Source organism: Pseudomonas sp. MOIL14HWK12:I1, from assembly GCF_000510705.1.
Classification (GTDB): Bacteria; Pseudomonadota; Gammaproteobacteria; order Pseudomonadales; family Pseudomonadaceae; genus Chryseomonas; species Chryseomonas oryzihabitans.
The window spans coordinates 337,993-357,041 of sequence record NZ_KI783307.1 but is presented as its reverse complement, the minus strand read 5'-3'; the positions used below and the strand labels follow the sequence as shown (position 1 = coordinate 357,041).

Sequence of the window (19,049 nt, the reverse complement as noted above, 5' to 3'; positions counted from 1 at the left end):
TGCCAGATAGCGGGCTGTACGACCCTGCACGCGCGACCTGACCCACCCTGCGCCATCCCCGCACCTTCCGCCATGCAGCATCGGCAGAGGCCGTCTGGAGGGCCCTGCCTTGCCCTTCGCTCTCGGCGTAGCCAAGACGGCCGGGAGGGCTCTCCCATACCTGCCAATCGAAGGGCCTGACCTTACGGTCTGACGCGGCGCGGCCACCCTGCTCCGGCCAGATCCCAGGCAAAAGAAAACGCCCGTATCTTTCGATACGGGCGTCTTGTCGTTACCGCAGGGACCGCTCCAGGCGCGGCCCTCGCGTCAGGCTCAGGCAGGCTGGCGAGCTTCCTCGACTTCGACGGCGTTCGGGCCGCGAGCGAGTTCGGTCTTCAGGGTCTGCTCGTCCAGCTGGCCGCACCACTTGGCGACCACGATGGAGGCCACGCCATTGCCGACCAGGTTGGTCAGGGCGCGGGCTTCGGACATGAAGCGGTCGATACCCAGGATCAGCGCCAGGCCGGCGACCGGTACGTGACCGACGGCGGACAGGGTGGCGGCCAGTACGATGAAGCCGCTACCGGTGACGCCTGCAGCGCCCTTGGAGGAGATCAGCAGCACCAGCAGCAGGGTGATCTGGTGGGTGATGTCCATCTGGGTGTTGGTGGCCTGGGCGATGAACACCGCAGCCATGGTCAGGTAGATGGAGGTGCCGTCGAGGTTGAAGGAGTAGCCGGTGGGGATCACCAGGCCGACCACCGACTTCTCGGCGCCCAGCTTCTGCATCTTGGTCAGCATGCGCGGCAGGGCGGACTCGGAGGACGAGGTACCCAGCACGATCAGCAGTTCTTCACGGATGTACTTGATGAACTTGAGGATGCTGAAGCCGTGCATGCGCGCCACGGCACCCAGCACCACCAGCACGAACAGCAGGCAGGTGATGTAGAAGCAGGCCATCAGGTAGCCCAGCTGCACCAGGGTGCCGACGCCGTATTTGCCGATGGTGAACGCCATGGCACCGAAGGCGCCGATGGGGGCGAGCTTCATGATGACGTTGATGATGTTGAAGAAGACGTGAGAGATGCGGTCGATGAAGTTGAACACCAGTTGACCGGTCTCGCCCAGGCGATGCAGGGCGTAGCCGAACAGCACGGCGAAGAACAGGACCTGCAGGATCTCACCGGTGGCGAAGGCGTTGACGACCGTCGACGGGATGATGTTCATCAGGAAGTCGATGGTGCTCTGCTTCTCGCCAGCCGCGGCGTAGGCAGCGATGCCCTTGGTGTCCAGGGTGCTGACGTCGACGTTCATGCCGGCGCCCGGCTGGACGACGTTGACCACGATCAGGCCGATCAGCAGCGCGATGGTGGAGAAGATCTCGAAGTACAGCAGCGCCATGCCGCCGGTCTTGCCCACGGCCTTCATGTTCTGCATGCCGGCGATACCGGTCACCACGGTGCAGAAGATGATGGGCGCGATGACCATCTTGATCAGCTTGATGAAACCGTCACCCAGCGGCTTCATGGCAGCGCCGGTCTGGGGATAGAAGTGGCCGAGCAGCACACCCAGGACGATCGCCACGATCACCTGGAAATAGAGACTCTTGTAGAGCGGCTGCTTGACGGGACGCTTGGGCGCGGGAGCTGTGGTAGTTGTTGTTGTGTCGACGGTTGCTGTCATGGCTCTTTCCCTTGTGGCCACTACCTGACGTCCTGTCTGAGTGGGCACCTGACTGAAGTTGGCTCTCTCATCCTGAGAGCTTTTTGTTGTGGACCTGGCGGCCGCGCGACGGTGACACCAGTATCTGGCTGGATATAAGCAATCGCCGTTCCACTTCTTGGTGCGCAATCAAAGGGCCAGCTTTCATGCACCTTTCAGTCGAAAGTCTAGTTGTCAGCGGTGGGCGGAACCCCGCCACCCGACGAAAAGGGGCGGAAATCCCCCACCGCGCGAGGCGGTTTTCCGCCAGTCGCCGTCGGTAGTCGGCTATCCTTTGCGCGCCTTTCCAGCGGCGCCTGCCCTGATCCGTTGCCGCCTTCGAGGAGTATCCGGCCGAGATGCCCGCCCTGCCCCCTACCGACCTGCCCGGCTGCTGCACAGCGCCCGCGCCGCTGCCGCCGCTGGCGGAGGAGTTCGACGCCCTGGCCCTGCTGCACTGCCGCTTCGATCCCGCCCAGGTGAGCTTCGAGCGCGACGCCCTGCGCCTGGGCGCCCTGCCGCCGGACAACATCCGTCGCGCCGTGGCCAAGCGCCAGGCCGAATACCTGGCCGGGCGTCTCTGCGCCCGCGAGGCCCTGCGGCAGCTCAGTGGCGCGCCGGCGGTACCCGGTCATCGCCGCGAGGATCGTGGCCCCGCCTGGCCCGCCGGCTGGGTCGGCGCCATCACCCACAGTCACGGCTGGGCCGCCGCGGCGGTGGGCAGCGCCCGGGACTACCTGGGTCTCGGCCTGGATGTGGAAACCCTGCTCGAACCGGCCAAGGCCCTGCGTCTGGCGGACCAGATCCTCACCCCGGCCGAACGGGAAAGTGTGCAGGCGCTGGACGAAGCGCAGCAGGCCTTTGCCATCACCCTGGCGTTTTCCGCCAAGGAAAGTCTGTTCAAGGCACTGCATCCCCAGGTCGGGCAGATGTTCTTCTTTCAAGACGCCGAGATCCTTAGCAGCCATCCCGGCGGGACCTTTGACATTCGGCTGCTGATCGAGCTGTCGCCGCGCTGGTCCGCGGGGACCTCGCTGCGCGGTCACTACCGCCTGGACGAGGAACGGCGGTTGCTCACGCTGATCGCGCCGCGTCGCTGAGGCCCTCCCTATATAGAGGAAGAGTCGTCTGGGCGATCCAGTGCCCGGAGGCCGGCCGGGGCAGAACGTCGCAGCGGCCATCGAACGTTTTCTTATGGTGGAGAAAGTGCTCATAGCGAACCGATATATCCCATGACGCTTTTGTCTCACCCGCCCAGTCACGTTGTACGTTATTTGACCACTTCGCTCTGATCCCAGCCTCCACGCGCACTGGCTGGCACCACCCCCAGGATACCCCCCAGTCCCGAACAGCTTATCCACGTCTTATCCACAGCCGGAAACGTGACAAACGCGACATCTAGTGGCCCTTGCACCCCCGCACCACCATATATAGCAGTTCGTCGGCATGGGGTGGGACGGCGAAACACCCCTCTGTCAAGACTGTCTTCCCTAACGAGGAGGGCTTATCCTGTCGCCCGAATTATGAATTTCCAGGGTCCCTGACCCCGAACGCCGGCTCCTGCGGGAATCGGCGCTGGTACGGCTTTTCGTTGGAATCTTCATTGGTAATGGCGCGACAGGCAGTCGTCGCGCAGGCCCACGGGCCGACACTCTTCCGGATCGCCGGCTCGCCGACGATCCCCTCTTTCCGATCAAGGGAGTTCCGCATGCACACCGACCTGACCCGCGAGCAAGCCCAGCAGGGCCGCCCGGCGCAAGATGCCAGCCAGGACCTGGGCGCCACCGCCCCCGGTCAACTGCGCGTCATCAAGCGCAACGGTACCGTCGTCCCCTACACCGACGACAAGATCACCGTGGCCATCAGCAAGGCTTTCCTCGCCGTGGAAGGCGGTACCGCCGCGGCCTCCTCGCGCATCCACACCACCGTCAAGCAGCTCACCGACCAGGTCAGCAGCACCTTCAAGCGCCGCATGCCCTCCGGTGGCACCATCCATATCGAAGAGATCCAGGACCAGGTCGAACTGGCCCTGATGCGCGCCGGCGAACAAAAGGTCGCCCGCAGCTACGTGATCTACCGTGAAGCCCGCAGCCAGGAGCGCAAGCAGGGCGCCGCCAGCGACATCGCCGAGCCGCACCCGAGCATCCGCGTGACCAAGGCCGACGGCACCACCCAGCCGCTGGACATGGGCCGCCTGAACACCATCATCAGCGAAGCCTGCGAAGGCCTTGAAGAGGTGAACGGCGAGCTGATCCAGAAGGAAACCCTGAAGAACCTGTACGACGGCGTGGCCGAGAAGGACGTCAACACCGCCCTGGTGATGACCGCCCGCACCCTGGTCGAGCGCGAGCCCAACTACTCCTACGTCACCGCCCGCCTGCTGCTGGACAGCCTGCGCGCCGAAGGCCTGAGCTTCCTCGGCGTCGCCGAGTCCGCCACCCACCACGAGATGGCCGACCTCTACGCCAAGGCCCTGCCCGCCTACGTCGCCAAGGGCGTGGAGCTGGAGCTGCTGGACCCGAAACTGGCCACCTTCGACCTGGCCAAGCTGGGCGCCGCCATCGATCACGAGCGCGACCAGCAATTCACCTACCTGGGTCTGCAGACCCTGTACGACCGCTACTTCCTGCACAGCCACGGCACCCGCTTCGAGCTGCCGCAGCTGTTCTTCATGCGCGTGGCCATGGGTCTTGCGCACATGGAGCAGGACAAGGAAGCCCGCGCCATCGAGTTCTACAACCTGCTGGCCAGCTTCGACTACATGGCGTCCACCCCGACGCTGTTCAACGCCGGCACCCTGCGTCCGCAGCTGTCCAGCTGCTACCTGACCACCGTGCCCGACGACCTGTCCGGCATCTATGGCGCCATCCACGATAACGCCATGCTGTCGAAGTTCGCCGGCGGCCTGGGCAACGACTGGACCCCGGTGCGCGCCCTGGGCTCCTACATCAAGGGCACCAACGGCAAGAGCCAGGGCGTCGTGCCCTTCCTCAAGGTGGTCAACGACACCGCCGTGGCGGTCAACCAGGGCGGCAAGCGCAAGGGCGCGGTCTGCGCCTACCTGGAAACCTGGCACCTGGACATCGAGGAATTCCTCGAGCTGCGCAAGAACACCGGTGATGACCGTCGTCGTACCCACGACATGAACACCGCCAACTGGATCCCCGACCTGTTCATGAAGCGCGTCTTCGAGGACGGCAACTGGACCCTGTTCTCCCCCGCCGACGTGCCCGATCTGCACGACCTCTACGGCAAGGCCTTCGAAGAGCGCTACGAGTACTACGAAGCCCTGACCGAGTACGGCAAGCTCAAGCTGCACAAGACCATCAAGGCCAAGGACCTCTGGCGCAAGATGCTGTCCATGCTGTTCGAGACCGGCCACCCGTGGCTGACCTTCAAGGACCCGTGCAACCTGCGCAGCCCGCAGCAGCACGTGGGCGTGGTGCACAGCTCCAACCTCTGCACCGAGATCACCCTGAACACCAACAAGGACGAGATCGCTGTGTGCAACCTGGGTTCGGTGAACCTGGTGAACCACATCGTCGACGGCAAGCTGGACACCGCCAAGGTCGCCCGCACCGTCAAGACCGCCGTGCGCATGCTCGACAACGTCATCGACATCAACTACTACTCGGTGCCCCAGGCGGAGAACTCCAACCTCAAGCACCGTCCGGTCGGCATGGGCATCATGGGCTTCCAGGATGCGCTGTACCTGCAGCACATCGCCTACGGTTCGGATGCCGCCGTGCAGTTCGCCGACACCTCCATGGAAGTGATCAGCTACTACGCCATCCAGGCCTCCTGTGACCTGGCCGAAGAGCGTGGCAGCTATTCCAGCTTCCAGGGTTCGCTGTGGTCCCAGGGCATCCTGCCGATCGACTCCGAGAAGCGCCTGATCGAAGAGCGCGGCGCCAAGTACATCGAGGTCGACCTGTCCGAGACCCTGGACTGGGCCCCGCTGCGCGAGCGTGCCAAGAAAGGCATCCGCAACTCCAACATCATGGCCATCGCGCCGACCGCGACCATCGCCAACATCACCGGCGTGTCCCAGTCGATCGAGCCGACCTACCAGAACCTCTATGTGAAGTCGAACCTCTCGGGCGAATTCACCGTCATCAACCCCTATCTGGTACGCGACCTCAAGGCCCGCGGCCTGTGGGACTCGGTGATGGTCAACGACCTCAAGTACTACGACGGCTCCGTGCAGCAGATCGAGCGCATCCCGCAGGATCTGAAGGACCTGTACGCCACCGCCTTCGAAGTGGAGACCAAGTGGATCGTCGAGGCCGCCAGCCGTCGCCAGAAGTGGATCGACCAGGCCCAGTCGCTGAACCTGTACATCGCCGGCGCCTCGGGCAAGAAGCTCGACGTGACCTACCGCATGGCCTGGTTCCGCGGTCTGAAGACCACCTACTACCTCCGTGCCCTGGCCGCCACCAGCACCGAGAAGTCGACCATCAACACCGGCAAGCTGAACGCCGTGAGCGCCGACCCCATCACCGGCGTCCAGGCCAGTGCCGCGCCCGCCCCGGCGCAGAAGGTCGAAGCGGCGCCCGCCGCGGCACCGGCTCCGGTGCCCAAGGCCTGCAGCCTCGACGATCCCGAGTGCGAAGCCTGCCAGTAAGTAATCAAGCCCTCTCTTAGCAGAGGGCTGCTCTTATCCCCTCTCCCTCGGGGAGAGGGCTAGGGTGAGGGCCCGCCGCCCCGCCCCCACCACACAGCCACCCAGGAGACACCCCATGCTGAACTGGGAAGAATTCGACAAAGACGACGATACCGCCACAGCCAAGCCCGCGCAGGCCGCCGGCCAGCAGGCGCCCGCCCAGACCGAGCGCCTGGACTCCGAGGGCGACGCCCTGGTCCATGACGCCCGCGCCCTGTCCGCCGACGACTCCGACGCCGTGGCCCGCGCCAAGGCCGCGCTGAACGAGCTGGACATCCAGGAAGGCCTGGACGACCTGGAAGGCTCCTCCGCCCGCGTGCACGTCGGCGACAAGCAGATGATCAACGCCCGCGCCGACCTCAACCAGCTCGTGCCCTTCAAGTACGACTGGGCCTGGCAGAAGTATCTGGATGGTTGCGCCAACCACTGGATGCCCCAGGAAGTGAACATGAACGCCGACATCGCGACCTGGAAGAGCGCGGACGGTCTCACCGAGGACGAGCGCCGCATCGTCAAGCGCAACCTCGGCTTCTTCTCCACCGCCGACTCCCTGGTCGCCAACAACCTGGTGCTGGCCGTCTACCGCCTGATCACCAACCCCGAATGCCGCCAGTACATCCTGCGCCAGGCCTTCGAAGAGGCGATCCACACCCACGCCTACCAGTACTGCATCGAATCGCTGGGCATGGACGAAGGCGAGATCTTCAACATGTACCACGAGATCCCGAGCGTCGCGAAAAAGGCGAGCTGGGGCCTGAAGTACACCCGTTCCATCTCCGATCCCGAGTTCAAGACCGGCACCCCGGAGACCGATCGCCAGTTCCTCAAGAACCTGATCGCCTACTACTGCGTGCTGGAAGGCATCTTCTTCTATTGCGGCTTCACCCAGATCCTCTCCATGGGTCGCCGCAACAAGATGACCGGCACCGCCGAGCAGTTCCAGTACATCCTGCGTGACGAGTCCATGCACCTGAACTTCGGCATCGACATGATCAACCAGATCAAGATCGAGAACCCGCAGCTGTGGGATGCCCAGATGAAGGACGAAGCCACTCAGATGATCCTCCAGGGCACCCAGCTGGAGATCGAATACGCGCGCGACACCATGCCCCGCGGCGTGCTAGGCATGAACGCGGCGATGATGGAGGACTACCTCAAGTTCATCGCTAATCGCCGCCTGACGCAGATCGGTCTCAAGGAAGAATACCCGGGCGCCACCAACCCCTTCCCCTGGATGAGCGAGATCATGGACCTCAAGAAGGAGAAGAACTTCTTCGAGACGCGGGTGATCGAGTATCAGACTGGTGGGGCGTTGAGCTGGGATTAAGTGAGAATAGAATAAAGAAAAGCCTCGAATTTCTCGAGGCTTTTCTTTTCAAGCTACTTCACGCCCGACTCGACATCAATACCATTACCCACAATGCATCTATCGTAATTCTCCCGCCAGTACTTCATATTCTTTTTATAAAAATCTGCCGGACACAGATAAACAATCGAAGACAGCCTGTAAAGCACCATCCCACTTACTTGATATCTACCACCATTTCTAATTGCACCCCAGCTAGAAAAAGCCATTTCATTTTTATAGTATTTTTCAGAAATATTATAAAAGGACGGCTTGGAGTCACGCACTCCCATCATCATGACTGAGTAAGAAACTAGCGAGCCGAAAATTCCATAGGTGAAGATACAAACAACAAAAAAAGCAGCTGAAGATACAATTATAACCTGTTTAAACCTTTCGAATCCTCTATAGTTGCTTCTAGAGAAAATAACTCCAGGAAGCATTCCATACATCAGAAAGATAATTGCTGCCGAATACGGCTGATAATCTCTAATACCTTCTGCTCTTCTTGCAACCAAAAATACCTCCCAAGACGACACAAACATGTATATGCAAAAAAATAAAATCATCGAAGAAAAGGCAGCCACAAGAAAAATCTTTGCAGAAGCGGTGCAAGCTATACTAAAGAAATCAAGACCCTTAATTCGTATATAATTATAAGGTCCTTTTACAGATCTAATGATTAAATTAGCTGCAGACGAAACAATATTAGAACTCTGCAAATAGGCTATATCAGCTAGATACATATCATTAACCTTCTTCCCCCAATAAGTCATCCTTTTTTTCTTGGGCGAAACAAAACTCCCCTTTCTTTCTCTTCGGATTATGCCCCTAAGCCAGTCGTATCGTCTATTTAATATATAATTGCCAGCCACAGAAAAAATAGCAAAGAAGAAAAAAATTGAAAAGGTAATTAGGTAAAGAGCCGTGATAAATTCAGAGAAATCTAAGTCAGCGAAACCAGCTAAAAAAAAACATACAAACAGCAAAAAAAATGAGACGTAAATAACTACAGAAATCGCATAGCTTTTCAAAAAAAGCCTTACACGAAGAACATGAATTACAAAAGCAAACAAGAAAGAATTTATAGATATGAAAGAGAAAAAACACAGGACCCCAAATATAAAAAACAGAAGAAGATAAAAAATATCTGGCCCAATGTGCATAGAGCTTAAAAAAAGATGAGGCCTACCAATCAAAAAACTATAGTAATAGATTACACCAAAACCCAGAGCCGCAAACAAAACCCCCAAAACAGAAAACAACCCAGCGTTATTATCTACGAAAAAGCCTAAGATTTTTCTACTCTCCCCCTTCGAGATAGGAATTTCATTTTCTGCCTTACAGCTTTCAGCCCCGTTCCTTTTTCGAGACATGGAATCCGTACTATTTTCTTCGATCATACAATCTCCATGATTACTTCTTAGAAAACCACAAAAAATTAAGGCGCTGATAATTTAAAGAAAATTAACTTAAACATCTACAAAGCCAAGACCATCGTGCTTGAAACCTTTTACTGCGCCAGGTAAAAGGCCAGGGTGCTGCCCACCGATGATCAGTGCGTGCTCAAGGAGGTACAGGTGGTCTGGTCGCTGGGCGAGGCCTTCGTGCTGCGCCTGGCGGATGGCAGCACGGCGCGGTTGCCGGCATCGGCAATTCGGGCGTTGGTGAAACCCCAGTAATGGGCGGGCCGCCTAAGCCCGCCAAAGGTCAGGTTTGAATTACGGTTATCTGCCCGTCATCATGGCGCGCAATCCTCTGCCTCAAGCCCGCGCCTGCCGTGTCGATAAGACTGCGGTGCGGCTCCGCTTTGGCGGGCGCTCGTCCCAGGCAGGGAGCGTCCTTCTCGTATCCAGACAGGTCCGATTCGCCCATGGCACTCGATGCCCCCACCATGCTGACCCTCACCATCGCCCTGGCGGCTGCCGCGGCAGGCTATCTGGCCATCGAGTGGCGGTCGGTGCGCGAGTCGGCGCTGCTGTACTGGAGCACGGGCTTTGCCCTGATTTGCGTAGGTAGCACCCTGGCGCTGTTGCGCAGCCAGGGGCTGCTGCTGGTGGGTATCTGGTTCGCCAATGGGCTGCTGATCTTCGTACATGGACTCTTTCTGCTCGGCGTGGCGCGCTTTACCGGGCGGCGCCTGAGTCTGGGCTGGTGGGCCATCGCCGCCGTCTGGCTGGGGTTGTTGCTGCTGCCCAACGAGTCCTGGTGGTCCAAGGTGATGCTGGTGGTGCAGTCGTTCCTGATTGGCGTCCTGGCGATCCGGGCGAGCCTGCTGCTGCGCCGGCGCAATGCCGGAGAACGGCAGCTGCGTGCGGTGCTGCTGATCCATGGCCTCTTCTACCTGACCAAGATGATTCCGCCGCTCACCCCCGGCACCCTGATCGATCTGGCGGTCTATCGCGGCGCTATCATCCAGATTTCCCTGGTGGAGGGGGTGATGGCGGTGATGCTGATCGCCCTGTCGATGACCGGCACGGTGCGCTATCGCCGCGAGCAGCATATCGAGCGCCTGGCCGGCAGCGATCCCCTGACCGGCCTCTATAACCGCCGGGCGCTGGAGGCCGAGGCGCCGCGACTGTTCGGCCAGGCGACACCAGCTCGACCCGGCGCCCTGCTGCTGATCGATCTGGACAACTTCAAGCTGGTGAACGACCTCCATGGCCATGCGGCCGGTGACAGCCTGCTGATCGCCCTGAGCGACCTGCTGCGGACCACCCTGCCGCGCCAGGCGCTGGCCGCCCGGCTGGGAGGTGATGAATTCGTAGTGCTGCTGGGCGAGGCGGCGGATGCGGATGTCGTGCGTTTGGCAGACACACTACGGCAGCGCTTCAACCAAATGGCGGCGCAGCGCATGCGGACGCCCGAGCCCGTCACCCTGAGCATCGGCGCCGTGCTGTTCGATCAACCGCCGGAAAGTCTGGCGGCCCTGCTGGAACGCGGGGACAGTGCCCTCTACGCCGCCAAGCGCGGCGGGCGGGATGGATTGCGGATGAGCCTGGGGTGAAGCCGCGCTAATGGCTTAGGCTTGGGCGATCGCCTGAACGGAGCCACCATGCCTATCACCCTCGAATCCCCCGACCAACCCGAGGTGATCGCCCTGATCGCCGAACTGGATGCCTATCAGGACGGCCTCTATCCGCCCGAGAGTCGTCATGCCCTGGATCTGACGTCGCTCATGCAGCCGAACGTGCTGTTCCTGGTCGCCCGCGATGATAGCGGCACTGCCCTGGGCTGTGGGGCCATGGTGTTGCAGGACGACTATGGCGAGATCAAGCGGATGTATGTGAGCCCCAGAGGTCGCGGGCAAGGGCTGGGTGGTCGCCTGCTGGCTGAGCTGGAGCGTGAAGCGGCAGGCCGCGGGTGTGAGCTGGCGCGACTGGAGACGGGGCCTTATCAGCCGGAGGCCTTGAGGCTTTATGAGTCGGCGGGTTACCGGCGGCGTGGTCCCTTTGGGGCGTATCGGGAGGATCCGTTGAGCGTGTTTATGGAGAAGCGGCTGGAGGCGTAGGGTGGACAACGCGAAGCTTGTCCACGCGGGAGCTTTTGGGGCTGTGCGCTGGAGGCGTCAGTGGAAAAGGCTGCGCCGTTTTCCACGCTACGGATTTTGTAGGGCGGAGAACGCGGAGCTTGTCCATGTGGGAGCTTTGGGGCCGTGCGCTGGGGGCGTCAGTGGAAAAAGCTGCGCCGTTTTCCACGCTACGGGTGAGCTATCGTTTCTGTCTCTGCTCAAGGAAGAGCTGCCATGTCTCGATTTCGTCGTGCCCGTGTTCCGGGGGCTTCCTATTTTTTCACCGTTGTCCTGACGGATCGGCGTAGCGATCTGCTGACACGCCATATTGATCTGCTCCGCGAGACAGTGCGGGCAACGCAGTTGCGCCATCCCTTTCATATCGATGCCTGGGTCACCCTCCCCGATCATCTGCATTGCATCTGGACCCTGCCGGAGGGCGATGCGAATTTCGCCTTGCGCTGGAAGGTGATCAAGTTCGGTTTCTCGAAACGCCTGCCAGTAGGTGAAGAGCGTACCGCGACGCAAAGAGCCCGGGGTGAACGCGGGATATGGCAGCGGCGGTATTGGGAGCACCTGATAAGAGACGAGCAGGATTACCAGCGTCATGTGGAGTACATCCACTTCAATCCGGTTAAGCATGGCCACGTTGGCGCGGTAGAGGACTGGCCCTATTCGAGTTTTCATCGAGCGGTGCGGATGGGGCTCTATCCGCAAGATTGGGGTGGAGACTTTATGGCGGAGACAGGGCGTTGGGGGGAATAGCCACGCGGGGTCACGATTTGGCCACATCAGTGGAAAAGGCTGCGCCGTTTTCCACGCTACGGGTGAACTCCGCTAATGGAGCTACTCACGGCCACACAACGCCATCCCGTTGGATCAGACCGTCGTCAGTACCGTAGGGTGGACAACGCGCAGCTTGTCCACGCGGGGTCACGACTTAGCGGCATCAGTGCAAAAGGCTGCGCCGTTTTCCACGCTACGGGGTGAACTCCGTTAACAGGAATTCCACGAAGCTCCTCACCGTCACCGAGCGCCATCTCGTCTGGGGATAGAGCGCGGTCAGGGGGCGGGTGAGTTCCTGGCCCTGGAAGAGGCGAACCAGGCGGCCGGCGGCGACGTCGTCCTGCAGCAGGAAGGCCGGCTGGAGGATGACGCCTAGGCCTTGCAGGGCGGCGAGGCGCAGGGCGGGGCCGTTGCTGAGGTGCAGGCGGCCGGGAGGCAGCGGGCCGAAAGTGGTGCCAGTCTGGGCGCGCCATTGGTGTAAGGCGCGAGCGTCCATGCCGAGGCAGTCATGGGCTTCCAGGTCGGTCAGTCGCTCGGGCGTGCCGCGTTGGGCGAGATAGCAGGGCGCGGCGCAGCACCACATCATATAGGGCGCCAGGGGTCGCGCCACCAGGGAAGAGTCGGCCAGTTCGCCGATGCGAATGGCGATGTCGATGCCCTCCTCCACCAGGTCCTGGACGCGGTCGCTCAGCACCAGATCGAGGGTGACCTGGGGATGCCGCGCCAGATAGTCGCCCAGCCGTGGCGTGAGGCCGTAGGTACCGAAGGACACCGGCGCCGACACGCGCAGGATGCCGGCGGGTGCCAGGCGCTGGGTTTCGGCCTGGCGGTCAGTGTCGGCGACCAAGGCGAGGATCTCGCGGCAGCGGGCGTAGTAGCCCTCGCCAAAGGCGGTCAGCCGCTGGCGCCGGGTGGTGCGCACCAGCAGTTGCAAGCCCAGGCGCTTTTCCAGGCTGCGCAGGTGATTGCCGGCCATGGTCGGCGAGATGCCGTGCGCCTGGGCCGCCGCGGCCAGGCTGCCGCGCTCCACCACGGCGACGAACACCTGCATGCTGTCGAGCAGATCCATTCCACACTCCTGCTAAGGAATCCTCGCACTGGGAGGGTGTTTATCTCATCTGGGTGGTGGTTGAGGCTAGTGGCGTGGGTGAGGTGGCGAAGTGTTGGGCTTCGCTGCGCTCAGCCAAACCCGTGGAAAAGGCTGCGCCGTTTTCCACCCTACGACCCTGAAGTGGAGAATCGAACATGGATCTGCAACTGCACGACCGTACCGCCCTGGTGACCGGCGCGAGCATGGGCATAGGCACGGGCATCGCCCGCGTCCTGGCGGCCGAAGGCGTTCGGCTGGCGATCACCGCGCGGCGGCGGGACGCCCTGGAGGCCCTGGCCGAGGAGATCGTGGCGGCGGGTCATGCCCGGCCGCTGGTGATCGCAGCGGATATCACCGACGCAGAAGACGTCCAGCGCCTGGCGCGGGAAGCCGAGGACGGGCTGGGTCGGGTGGATATCCTGGTCAATAACGCCGGCGGTACACGACCGCTTTCGATAACGGCGGACGATGCGGCCTGGGACGAAGCCTGGAATCTCAACTTCACCGCGACCCGCCGCCTGACTCAGGCGCTGCTGGGTGGAATGCGCGAAAGGCGCTGGGGACGCATCGTCAATTTCAGCGGCAGCATGGAGCCGCGGGACGTGAACGGCGCCGGGGCGGCCAAGGCGGCGATCCAGTTCTGGTCCAAGGGGCTGGCGAGTCAGCTGGCGGCCGAGGGCATCACGGTCAACACCATCGCCCCGGGGCGGATCAATTCCGAGCAGATCCTGCAGCGGCTGCACCCGACGCCCGAAGCGCGCCAAGCCTTTATCGCCCGGCACATTCCCATCGGCTATTTCGGCGAGCCGGAAGACGTGGGCCAGGTGGTGGCCTTTCTCGCCTCACCGCTGGCGCGCTACCTCACCGGTGATGTGATCGCGGTGGATGGCGGGATGCATGCCCATGCCCACTAGCGCCTGACGCAGACGAACAGCGCATTGCCCGCCTCGCCGGCCCAAGGCTCGATGCGCTGGTAGTCGTGCTCCAGCACCTGGACCTCGAAGTGCGGCGCCAGCAGGGCCAGCAATTCGGGGAAGTCCACCGCCACCATGGGGTGTTCGTCCTGCCAGGTCTGCTGCTGGCCGGCGTGACGGCGTTCGATGCGCAGACGGAGTTGCTGGTGCTCGCCCTTGCCCGGGTAGTGCCAGGCGGAGGCGAAGCTGAAGTGGCCCTCGGCCCGCGCGACGCTGTGGCCGACGCTGGAGCCATTGTCGATGCGGCGCTTGTCGACGGCGTTGAAGCAGAACAGGCCGCCCGGGGTCAGGGCCGCCTGGACCCGCGCCAGGCACGCCTGGAGCCGTGCGAGGCTGCCGCTGTAATGCAGGGAGTAGAGAAAGCAGGTGATCAGATCGACCGGCTGCTCCAGCTCGAAGGCGCACATGTCCTGGCAGGAGAACTGGGCCTCGGGGCAGCGCAGCGCGGCCTGGGCCAGCATCGGCGGATTGAGGTCCAGCCCGCTGCTCTGGAAGCCGGCATCGAGAAAATGCCGCACATGGGGACCGGTGCCGCAGGCGAGATCAAGGTGGCGGCCACCGCCATTGCCGAACAGCCGCTGCAGGCGCAGCACCGCCTGGCTCTGCGCCTGGTAGTCGATGTCGGCGCAGAGCAGGTCGTAGTAGGCCGACAGGTCGGTGTAGAGGGCGGTGGCGGACATCGCAGGGGCTCGGGGCGGGAGACGCGGGCGCGCATCTTAGTCGGTTTTCGCGACGGTCGAGCCTTTATACTGGCGGTTTTCCCGAGAGTCCCCTGACGTGAGCAACAAGAGATACGCCTGCATCGGCCTGAGCAACCCCAAGTCGCCGTCCAACGTCGGGTCCATCATGAGGGCGGCGGGCTGCTACGGGGTGGCCTCGGTGTTCTATACCGGCACCCGCTACGACCGCGCCAAGGATTTCGTCACCGACACCAAGAAGGTCCACCAGGACATCCCGCTGATCAACATCGACGACCTGCGCCGCATCCTGCCGCTGGGTTGCGTGCCGGTGGCGGTGGAGCTGGTGGACGGCGCCCGGCCGCTGCCCGAGTACACCCATCCCGATCGCGCCCTCTACCTGTTCGGCGCCGAGGACGGCTCCCTGAGCCAGGAGCTGCGCGACTGGTGCGAAGACGTGGTGTACATCCCTACCCAGGGCTGCATGAATCTGGCGGCCACGGTCAACGTGGTGCTCTATGACCGCCTGGCGAAGGGCAACAACACCCGCTCCGGTCCGCTCTTCTAACGCGTTTAGCCAAACCCCTGGGTCGGCCGGCGCAAGACCGGATCGAAGGGGTTGATGCGCGCGGCGATCACCCCGGCTTCGCGGCGGAGCAGTTCGATCACCGTGGGCAGGCGCTGAGCGTTGAGGCGTTCGCTCAGGGTACCCACGCTCAGGGCCGCCACCGCCCGGCCGTTGCGGTCGAGGATGGGCACGGCGAGGCCCGCCATGCCGGCCAGCACCCCGGTGTTGCGCGCGGCGTAGCCCTGCTGGCGGACGTTGTCGATCTCGGCGCGCAGCAGCACCTCGTCGTAATGATGGGCGTCGCGCAGCCGCGGCAGGTTGTAGCGGATCACCTCTTCGCGCTCTTCCTCGGGCAGGAAGGCCAGGATCGCCAAGGCGCCCTGGCCACCGCCCAGGGGCACGCGACCGCCGATGTCGCCGGTGAAGGTGCGGATCGGATAGGGCCCTTCGCTACGATCCAGGCACATGGCGTCGAAGCCGCTGCGCGCCAGCAGGAACAGCGAATCGCCGAGGGACGCCGACAGCCGCAGCAGACTCGGCCGCGCCAGGTCGCGCAGGTTGCCGACCTGGCCGGCCCGGGCCGCCAGGGCAAAGAAGTCCAGGCTCAGGCGGTATCTCTTGCTGCGGGCGCACTGCTCGACCATGCCCTCTTCCACCAGGCCGCGCAGCAGCCGGTGGGTGGTGGGTTGCGACAGGCCCACGCGCTCGGCCAGGCGGGTGACCTTTTCCCCTTCGGGATCCCCCTCGCCCAGGGCGCGCACCACGGCGAACACCCGGCTGATGGCGCCGACGCCTGGCTCAACTGCCGCTGCCTTTCTTTCAATGGAATCTTCCATCGGCACTACTCCGAAATATTTCACTGAATGAATAAATCCGAAAAAAGAGTTCATTCAGTGAAAAACCTGCTTGTCCTGCATCCTAGGTCGCCCTTACCTTCAGGTCCATAGGGCGATACTCACAATCACCGGACGCCGCCATTCGAGCGAGCGCCAACGTCCAGATCCAGGCTGTCTTTCGCCCTGCCAAAACCTTGCCCACCGTCCCCGTGGGCGCGACCGGAGGAGCATTGCGGCCATGGCTTTCCTGACTCTCGACAATCTCAGCAAGCGCTACGGCGACAGCTACGCGGTGGCCGGTTCGACCCTGGCCATCGAGCGCGGCGAATTCGTCTCCCTGCTCGGCCCCTCCGGCTGCGGCAAGACCACCACCCTGCAGATGATCGCCGGCTTCGTCGAGGTCAGCAGCGGGCGCATCCTGCTCGACGGCCAGGACATCACCCACGCCAAGCCGGCCAGTCGCGGCCTCGGGGTGGTCTTCCAGAGCTATGCGCTGTTTCCGCACATGACGGTGCGCGACAACGTCGCCTTCGGCCTGCGCATGCGCAAGGTGGCGGGCGCCGAACTCGCCCGCCGCGTCGAGGAAGCCCTGGGCCTGGTGCACCTGGGCCAGCACGCCGAGCGCTATCCGCGCGAACTCTCCGGTGGCCAGCGCCAGCGGGTGGCCCTGGCCAGGGCACTGGTGATAGCCCCGCCGGTGCTGCTGCTGGACGAGCCGCTGTCCAACCTGGACGCCCATCTGCGTGAAGAGATGCAGTTCGAGATCCGCCGCATCCAGCGCGAGGTCGGCATCACCACCCTGATGGTGACCCACGACCAGTCCGAGGCGCTGTCGATCAGCGACCGGGTGGTGGTGATGGAGGCCGGGCGCATCACCCAGGTGGACGCGCCCTATCGGCTCTACGAGCATCCGCGCAACAGGTTCATCTCCGACTTCGTCGGCAAGGCCAACCTGCTGCCGGGCAGCCTGGATGCCCAGGGCCGGCCGCAGATCGCCGCCGGTGGCGCCCTGGCGATCTCGCTGCGGCCGGAAAAGATCGAGCTGCGCCCCGCCGGCGAGGGTCGCCTGCAAGGACGGGTGCTGACCCGCTTCTTCCTTGGCAGCCAGTGGCTGTACCGACTGGAGACGGCGCTGGGCGAGGTGTCGGTGCTGCGCAGCAACGACGGGCTGCCGCCACTGGACGAGGGCCAGCGCGTCGGCCTGCACTGGGACGACGGTCTGCTGCGCCGCCTGGAAGCCGCGGAGGCCGCGGCATGAGCACCCTGTTGCGCGGCACCGGTCGCGCCTATCTGCTCAGCGCCCCGGCCCTGGTGCTGTTTGCCGGACTGCTGCTGGCGCCCCTGGCGCTAACCCTGGCGCTGTCCTTCAACGTCTTCGACTACGAAACCGGAATCAAAGAAGGCAGCTACACCCTGGCCCACTACCTGAGCCTGCTGGGTGATCCCTATTTCTACGAGATCTTCCTGCGCACCTTCTGGATCAGCGCCCTGGTCACCCTGCTCTGCGTGCTGATCGGAGTGCCGGAGGCCATCGTCCTCAGTCGCATGGGCGCGCCCTGGCGCTCGATCTTCCTGATCCTGGTGCTGACGCCGCTGCTGATCTCGGTGGTGGTGCGCGCCTTTGGCTGGAGTCTGCTGCTGGGCGCCGACGGCCTGGTCAACCAGGCCATCGTGGCCCTGGGCGGGCGCCCGCTGAAGCTGCTCTACACGCCATTCGCGGTAGTCGTCGGCCTGGTCCATGTGATGCTGCCCTTCATGATCATCCCGGTGTGGACCTCGCTGCAGAAACTCGATCCTGCCGCCGAACAGGCCGCGCTGTCCCTGGGCGCCAGTCACCTGACGGTGCTGCGCCGCATCGTGCTGCCCCAGGTGATGCCCGGGGTGCTCTCCGGAACCCTGATCGTCTTCGGCCTGGCCGCCAGCTCCTTCGCCATCCCCGGCCTGCTCGGCGGACGCCGGCTGAAGATGGTCGCCACCCTGATCTACGACCAGTACCTGGCCGAACTCAACTGGCCGATGGGCGCCACCCTGGCGGTGGCCCTGCTGCTGCTCAATCTGCTGGTGATGCTGGGCTGGAATCGCCTGGTGGAACGCCGCTATAAACGTGCCCTGGGAGTCTGACCCATGACCCGCAACGGCCCGCTCGGGCTCGCCTTCCATACCCTGGTGATGGTCTTCATGCTGGCGCCGCTGGTGGTGGTCTGCCTGGTGGCCTTCACCCCGGAGAACACCCTCAGCCTGCCCACCGCCGGCTTCTCGCTGCGCTGGTTCGCCGCCGTGTTCGAGCGGGCGGACTTCCTCACCGCCTTCTACAACAGCCTGCAGCTGGCGGCGCTGTCGGCCACCCTAGCGACGCTGATCGCGGTGCCGGCGGGGCTGGCCATCACCCGCTACCGCTTTCCCGGCCAGGGCTTTCTCAACGGTCTGTTCCTCTCGCCGATCATCATCCCGCACCTGGTGCTGGGCGTGGCCATGCTGCGGCTGTTCGCCCTGCTGGGGGTGAACGGCAGCTTCAGCTGGCTGGTACTGGCCCACGTGGTGGTGATCACCCCCTATGTGCTGCGCCTGGTGATCGCCGCCGCCATCGGCATCGACCGCAGCGCCGAGCAGGCCGCCGAGAGCCTGGGCGCCAGTCGCACCACGCTGTTCTGCCGCATCACCCTGCCGATGATCCTGCCCGGGGTGGCCGGCGGCTGGCTGCTGGCCTTCATCAACAGTTTCGACGAGGTGACCCTGTCGATCTTCGTCACCTCCCCGGCGACCCAGACCCTGCCGGTGCGGATGTACGTCTACGCCACCGAATCCATCGACCCGATGATGGCGGCGGTGTCGGCCCTGGTGATCGCCCTCACCGCGGCCACCATGATCCTGCTCGACCGCATCTATGGCCTGGATCGCGTGCTGGTGGGCAAACAATGA

Annotated in this window: 17 protein-coding genes; 12 read left to right on the top strand and 5 right to left on the bottom strand. The window is 63.0% G+C overall.

Annotated features, from left to right (window positions below):
• Positions 1-312: 312 nt before the first annotated feature.
• A complete protein-coding gene (locus PSEK12I1_RS0111600; RefSeq protein ID WP_027598064.1) occupies positions 313-1,662 on the bottom strand; it encodes a dicarboxylate/amino acid:cation symporter in 1,350 nt (449 codons plus the stop codon).
• 377 nt (positions 1,663-2,039) lie between these two features.
• On the opposite strand from PSEK12I1_RS0111600, the gene PSEK12I1_RS0111595 reads away from it, so the two are divergent.
• From PSEK12I1_RS0111595 to PSEK12I1_RS0111585, 3 genes are all read left to right on the top strand, one after another.
• On the top strand, positions 2,040-2,780 hold the full coding sequence (locus PSEK12I1_RS0111595) for a 4'-phosphopantetheinyl transferase (RefSeq protein WP_027601620.1): 741 nt from the start codon (positions 2,040-2,042) through the stop codon (positions 2,778-2,780).
• A gap of 608 nt (positions 2,781-3,388) precedes the next feature.
• Complete coding sequence (locus tag PSEK12I1_RS0111590) at positions 3,389-6,304, top strand: ribonucleoside-diphosphate reductase subunit alpha (RefSeq protein WP_027598066.1); 2,916 nt, start codon at positions 3,389-3,391, stop codon at positions 6,302-6,304.
• A 115-nt stretch (positions 6,305-6,419) separates the two neighbouring features.
• A complete protein-coding gene (locus tag PSEK12I1_RS0111585) occupies positions 6,420-7,670 on the top strand; it encodes a ribonucleotide-diphosphate reductase subunit beta (RefSeq protein WP_027598067.1) in 1,251 nt (416 codons plus the stop codon).
• Positions 7,671-7,723: 53 nt separating this feature from the next.
• Here PSEK12I1_RS0111585 and PSEK12I1_RS24580 read toward each other — a convergent pair whose 3' ends face one another.
• Positions 7,724-9,091, bottom strand: a complete 1,368-nt coding sequence (locus tag PSEK12I1_RS24580; protein WP_155951364.1) for a hypothetical protein — start codon at positions 9,089-9,091, stop codon at positions 7,724-7,726.
• A 135-nt stretch (positions 9,092-9,226) separates the two neighbouring features.
• On the opposite strand from PSEK12I1_RS24580, the gene PSEK12I1_RS24575 reads away from it, so the two are divergent.
• The 4 genes from PSEK12I1_RS24575 (at position 9,227) to PSEK12I1_RS0111565 (ending at position 11,964) form a co-directional block, all read left to right on the top strand.
• Positions 9,227-9,370: a hypothetical protein gene (locus PSEK12I1_RS24575; RefSeq protein ID WP_155951363.1), complete on the top strand. Its 144-nt coding sequence runs from the start codon at positions 9,227-9,229 to the stop codon at positions 9,368-9,370.
• 191 nt (positions 9,371-9,561) lie between these two features.
• Positions 9,562-10,695 carry a GGDEF domain-containing protein gene (locus tag PSEK12I1_RS0111575; protein WP_027601619.1) on the top strand — a complete coding sequence of 378 codons (1,134 nt, stop codon included), beginning with the start codon at positions 9,562-9,564 and terminating at the stop codon, positions 10,693-10,695.
• A 48-nt stretch (positions 10,696-10,743) separates the two neighbouring features.
• Positions 10,744-11,199 carry a GNAT family N-acetyltransferase gene (locus PSEK12I1_RS0111570; RefSeq protein WP_027601618.1) on the top strand — a complete coding sequence of 152 codons (456 nt, stop codon included), beginning with the start codon at positions 10,744-10,746 and terminating at the stop codon, positions 11,197-11,199.
• Between the two features lie 234 nt (positions 11,200-11,433).
• Complete coding sequence (locus PSEK12I1_RS0111565; RefSeq protein WP_027601617.1) at positions 11,434-11,964, top strand: transposase; 531 nt, start codon at positions 11,434-11,436, stop codon at positions 11,962-11,964.
• 214 nt (positions 11,965-12,178) lie between these two features.
• Here PSEK12I1_RS0111565 and PSEK12I1_RS0111560 read toward each other — a convergent pair whose 3' ends face one another.
• Positions 12,179-13,054 (bottom strand): LysR family transcriptional regulator, encoded by an 876-nt coding sequence (locus PSEK12I1_RS0111560; RefSeq protein ID WP_027601616.1) that lies wholly within the window; start codon positions 13,052-13,054, stop codon positions 12,179-12,181.
• 176 nt (positions 13,055-13,230) lie between these two features.
• Between PSEK12I1_RS0111560 and PSEK12I1_RS0111555 the strand changes: the two genes are divergently transcribed.
• The gene (locus PSEK12I1_RS0111555) at positions 13,231-13,989 is read left to right on the top strand and encodes an SDR family NAD(P)-dependent oxidoreductase (protein ID WP_027601615.1); all 759 of its coding nucleotides are present in this window, start codon (positions 13,231-13,233) and stop codon (positions 13,987-13,989) included.
• Here PSEK12I1_RS0111555 and PSEK12I1_RS0111550 read toward each other — a convergent pair.
• On the bottom strand, positions 13,986-14,729 hold the full coding sequence (locus tag PSEK12I1_RS0111550) for a class I SAM-dependent methyltransferase (RefSeq protein ID WP_027601614.1): 744 nt from the start codon (positions 14,727-14,729) through the stop codon (positions 13,986-13,988). The two genes, PSEK12I1_RS0111555 and PSEK12I1_RS0111550, sit on opposite strands and share 4 nt — an antisense overlap.
• 97 nt (positions 14,730-14,826) lie before the next feature.
• Between PSEK12I1_RS0111550 and PSEK12I1_RS0111545 the strand changes: the two genes are divergently transcribed.
• A complete protein-coding gene (locus PSEK12I1_RS0111545) occupies positions 14,827-15,294 on the top strand; it encodes an RNA methyltransferase (RefSeq protein ID WP_007160503.1) in 468 nt (155 codons plus the stop codon).
• A 5-nt stretch (positions 15,295-15,299) separates the two neighbouring features.
• Here the strand turns inward: PSEK12I1_RS0111545 and PSEK12I1_RS0111540 are convergent, their stop codons facing one another.
• Complete coding sequence (locus tag PSEK12I1_RS0111540; protein ID WP_027601613.1) at positions 15,300-16,130, bottom strand: IclR family transcriptional regulator; 831 nt, start codon at positions 16,128-16,130, stop codon at positions 15,300-15,302.
• 238 nt (positions 16,131-16,368) lie between these two features.
• Here PSEK12I1_RS0111540 and PSEK12I1_RS0111535 point away from each other — a divergent pair, with 238 nt between their 5' ends.
• The 3 genes from PSEK12I1_RS0111535 to PSEK12I1_RS0111525 are packed head-to-tail and all read left to right on the top strand — an operon-like array spanning position 16,369 to position 19,049.
• Positions 16,369-17,388 (top strand): ABC transporter ATP-binding protein, encoded by a 1,020-nt coding sequence (locus PSEK12I1_RS0111535; protein ID WP_027601612.1) that lies wholly within the window; start codon positions 16,369-16,371, stop codon positions 17,386-17,388.
• A complete protein-coding gene (locus PSEK12I1_RS0111530; RefSeq protein WP_027598974.1) occupies positions 17,385-18,251 on the top strand; it encodes an ABC transporter permease in 867 nt (288 codons plus the stop codon). The genes PSEK12I1_RS0111535 and PSEK12I1_RS0111530 overlap by 4 nt, the downstream gene beginning before the upstream one ends.
• 3 nt (positions 18,252-18,254) lie before the next feature.
• Positions 18,255-19,049 carry an ABC transporter permease gene (locus tag PSEK12I1_RS0111525; RefSeq protein WP_027598975.1) on the top strand — a complete coding sequence of 265 codons (795 nt, stop codon included), beginning with the start codon at positions 18,255-18,257 and terminating at the stop codon, positions 19,047-19,049.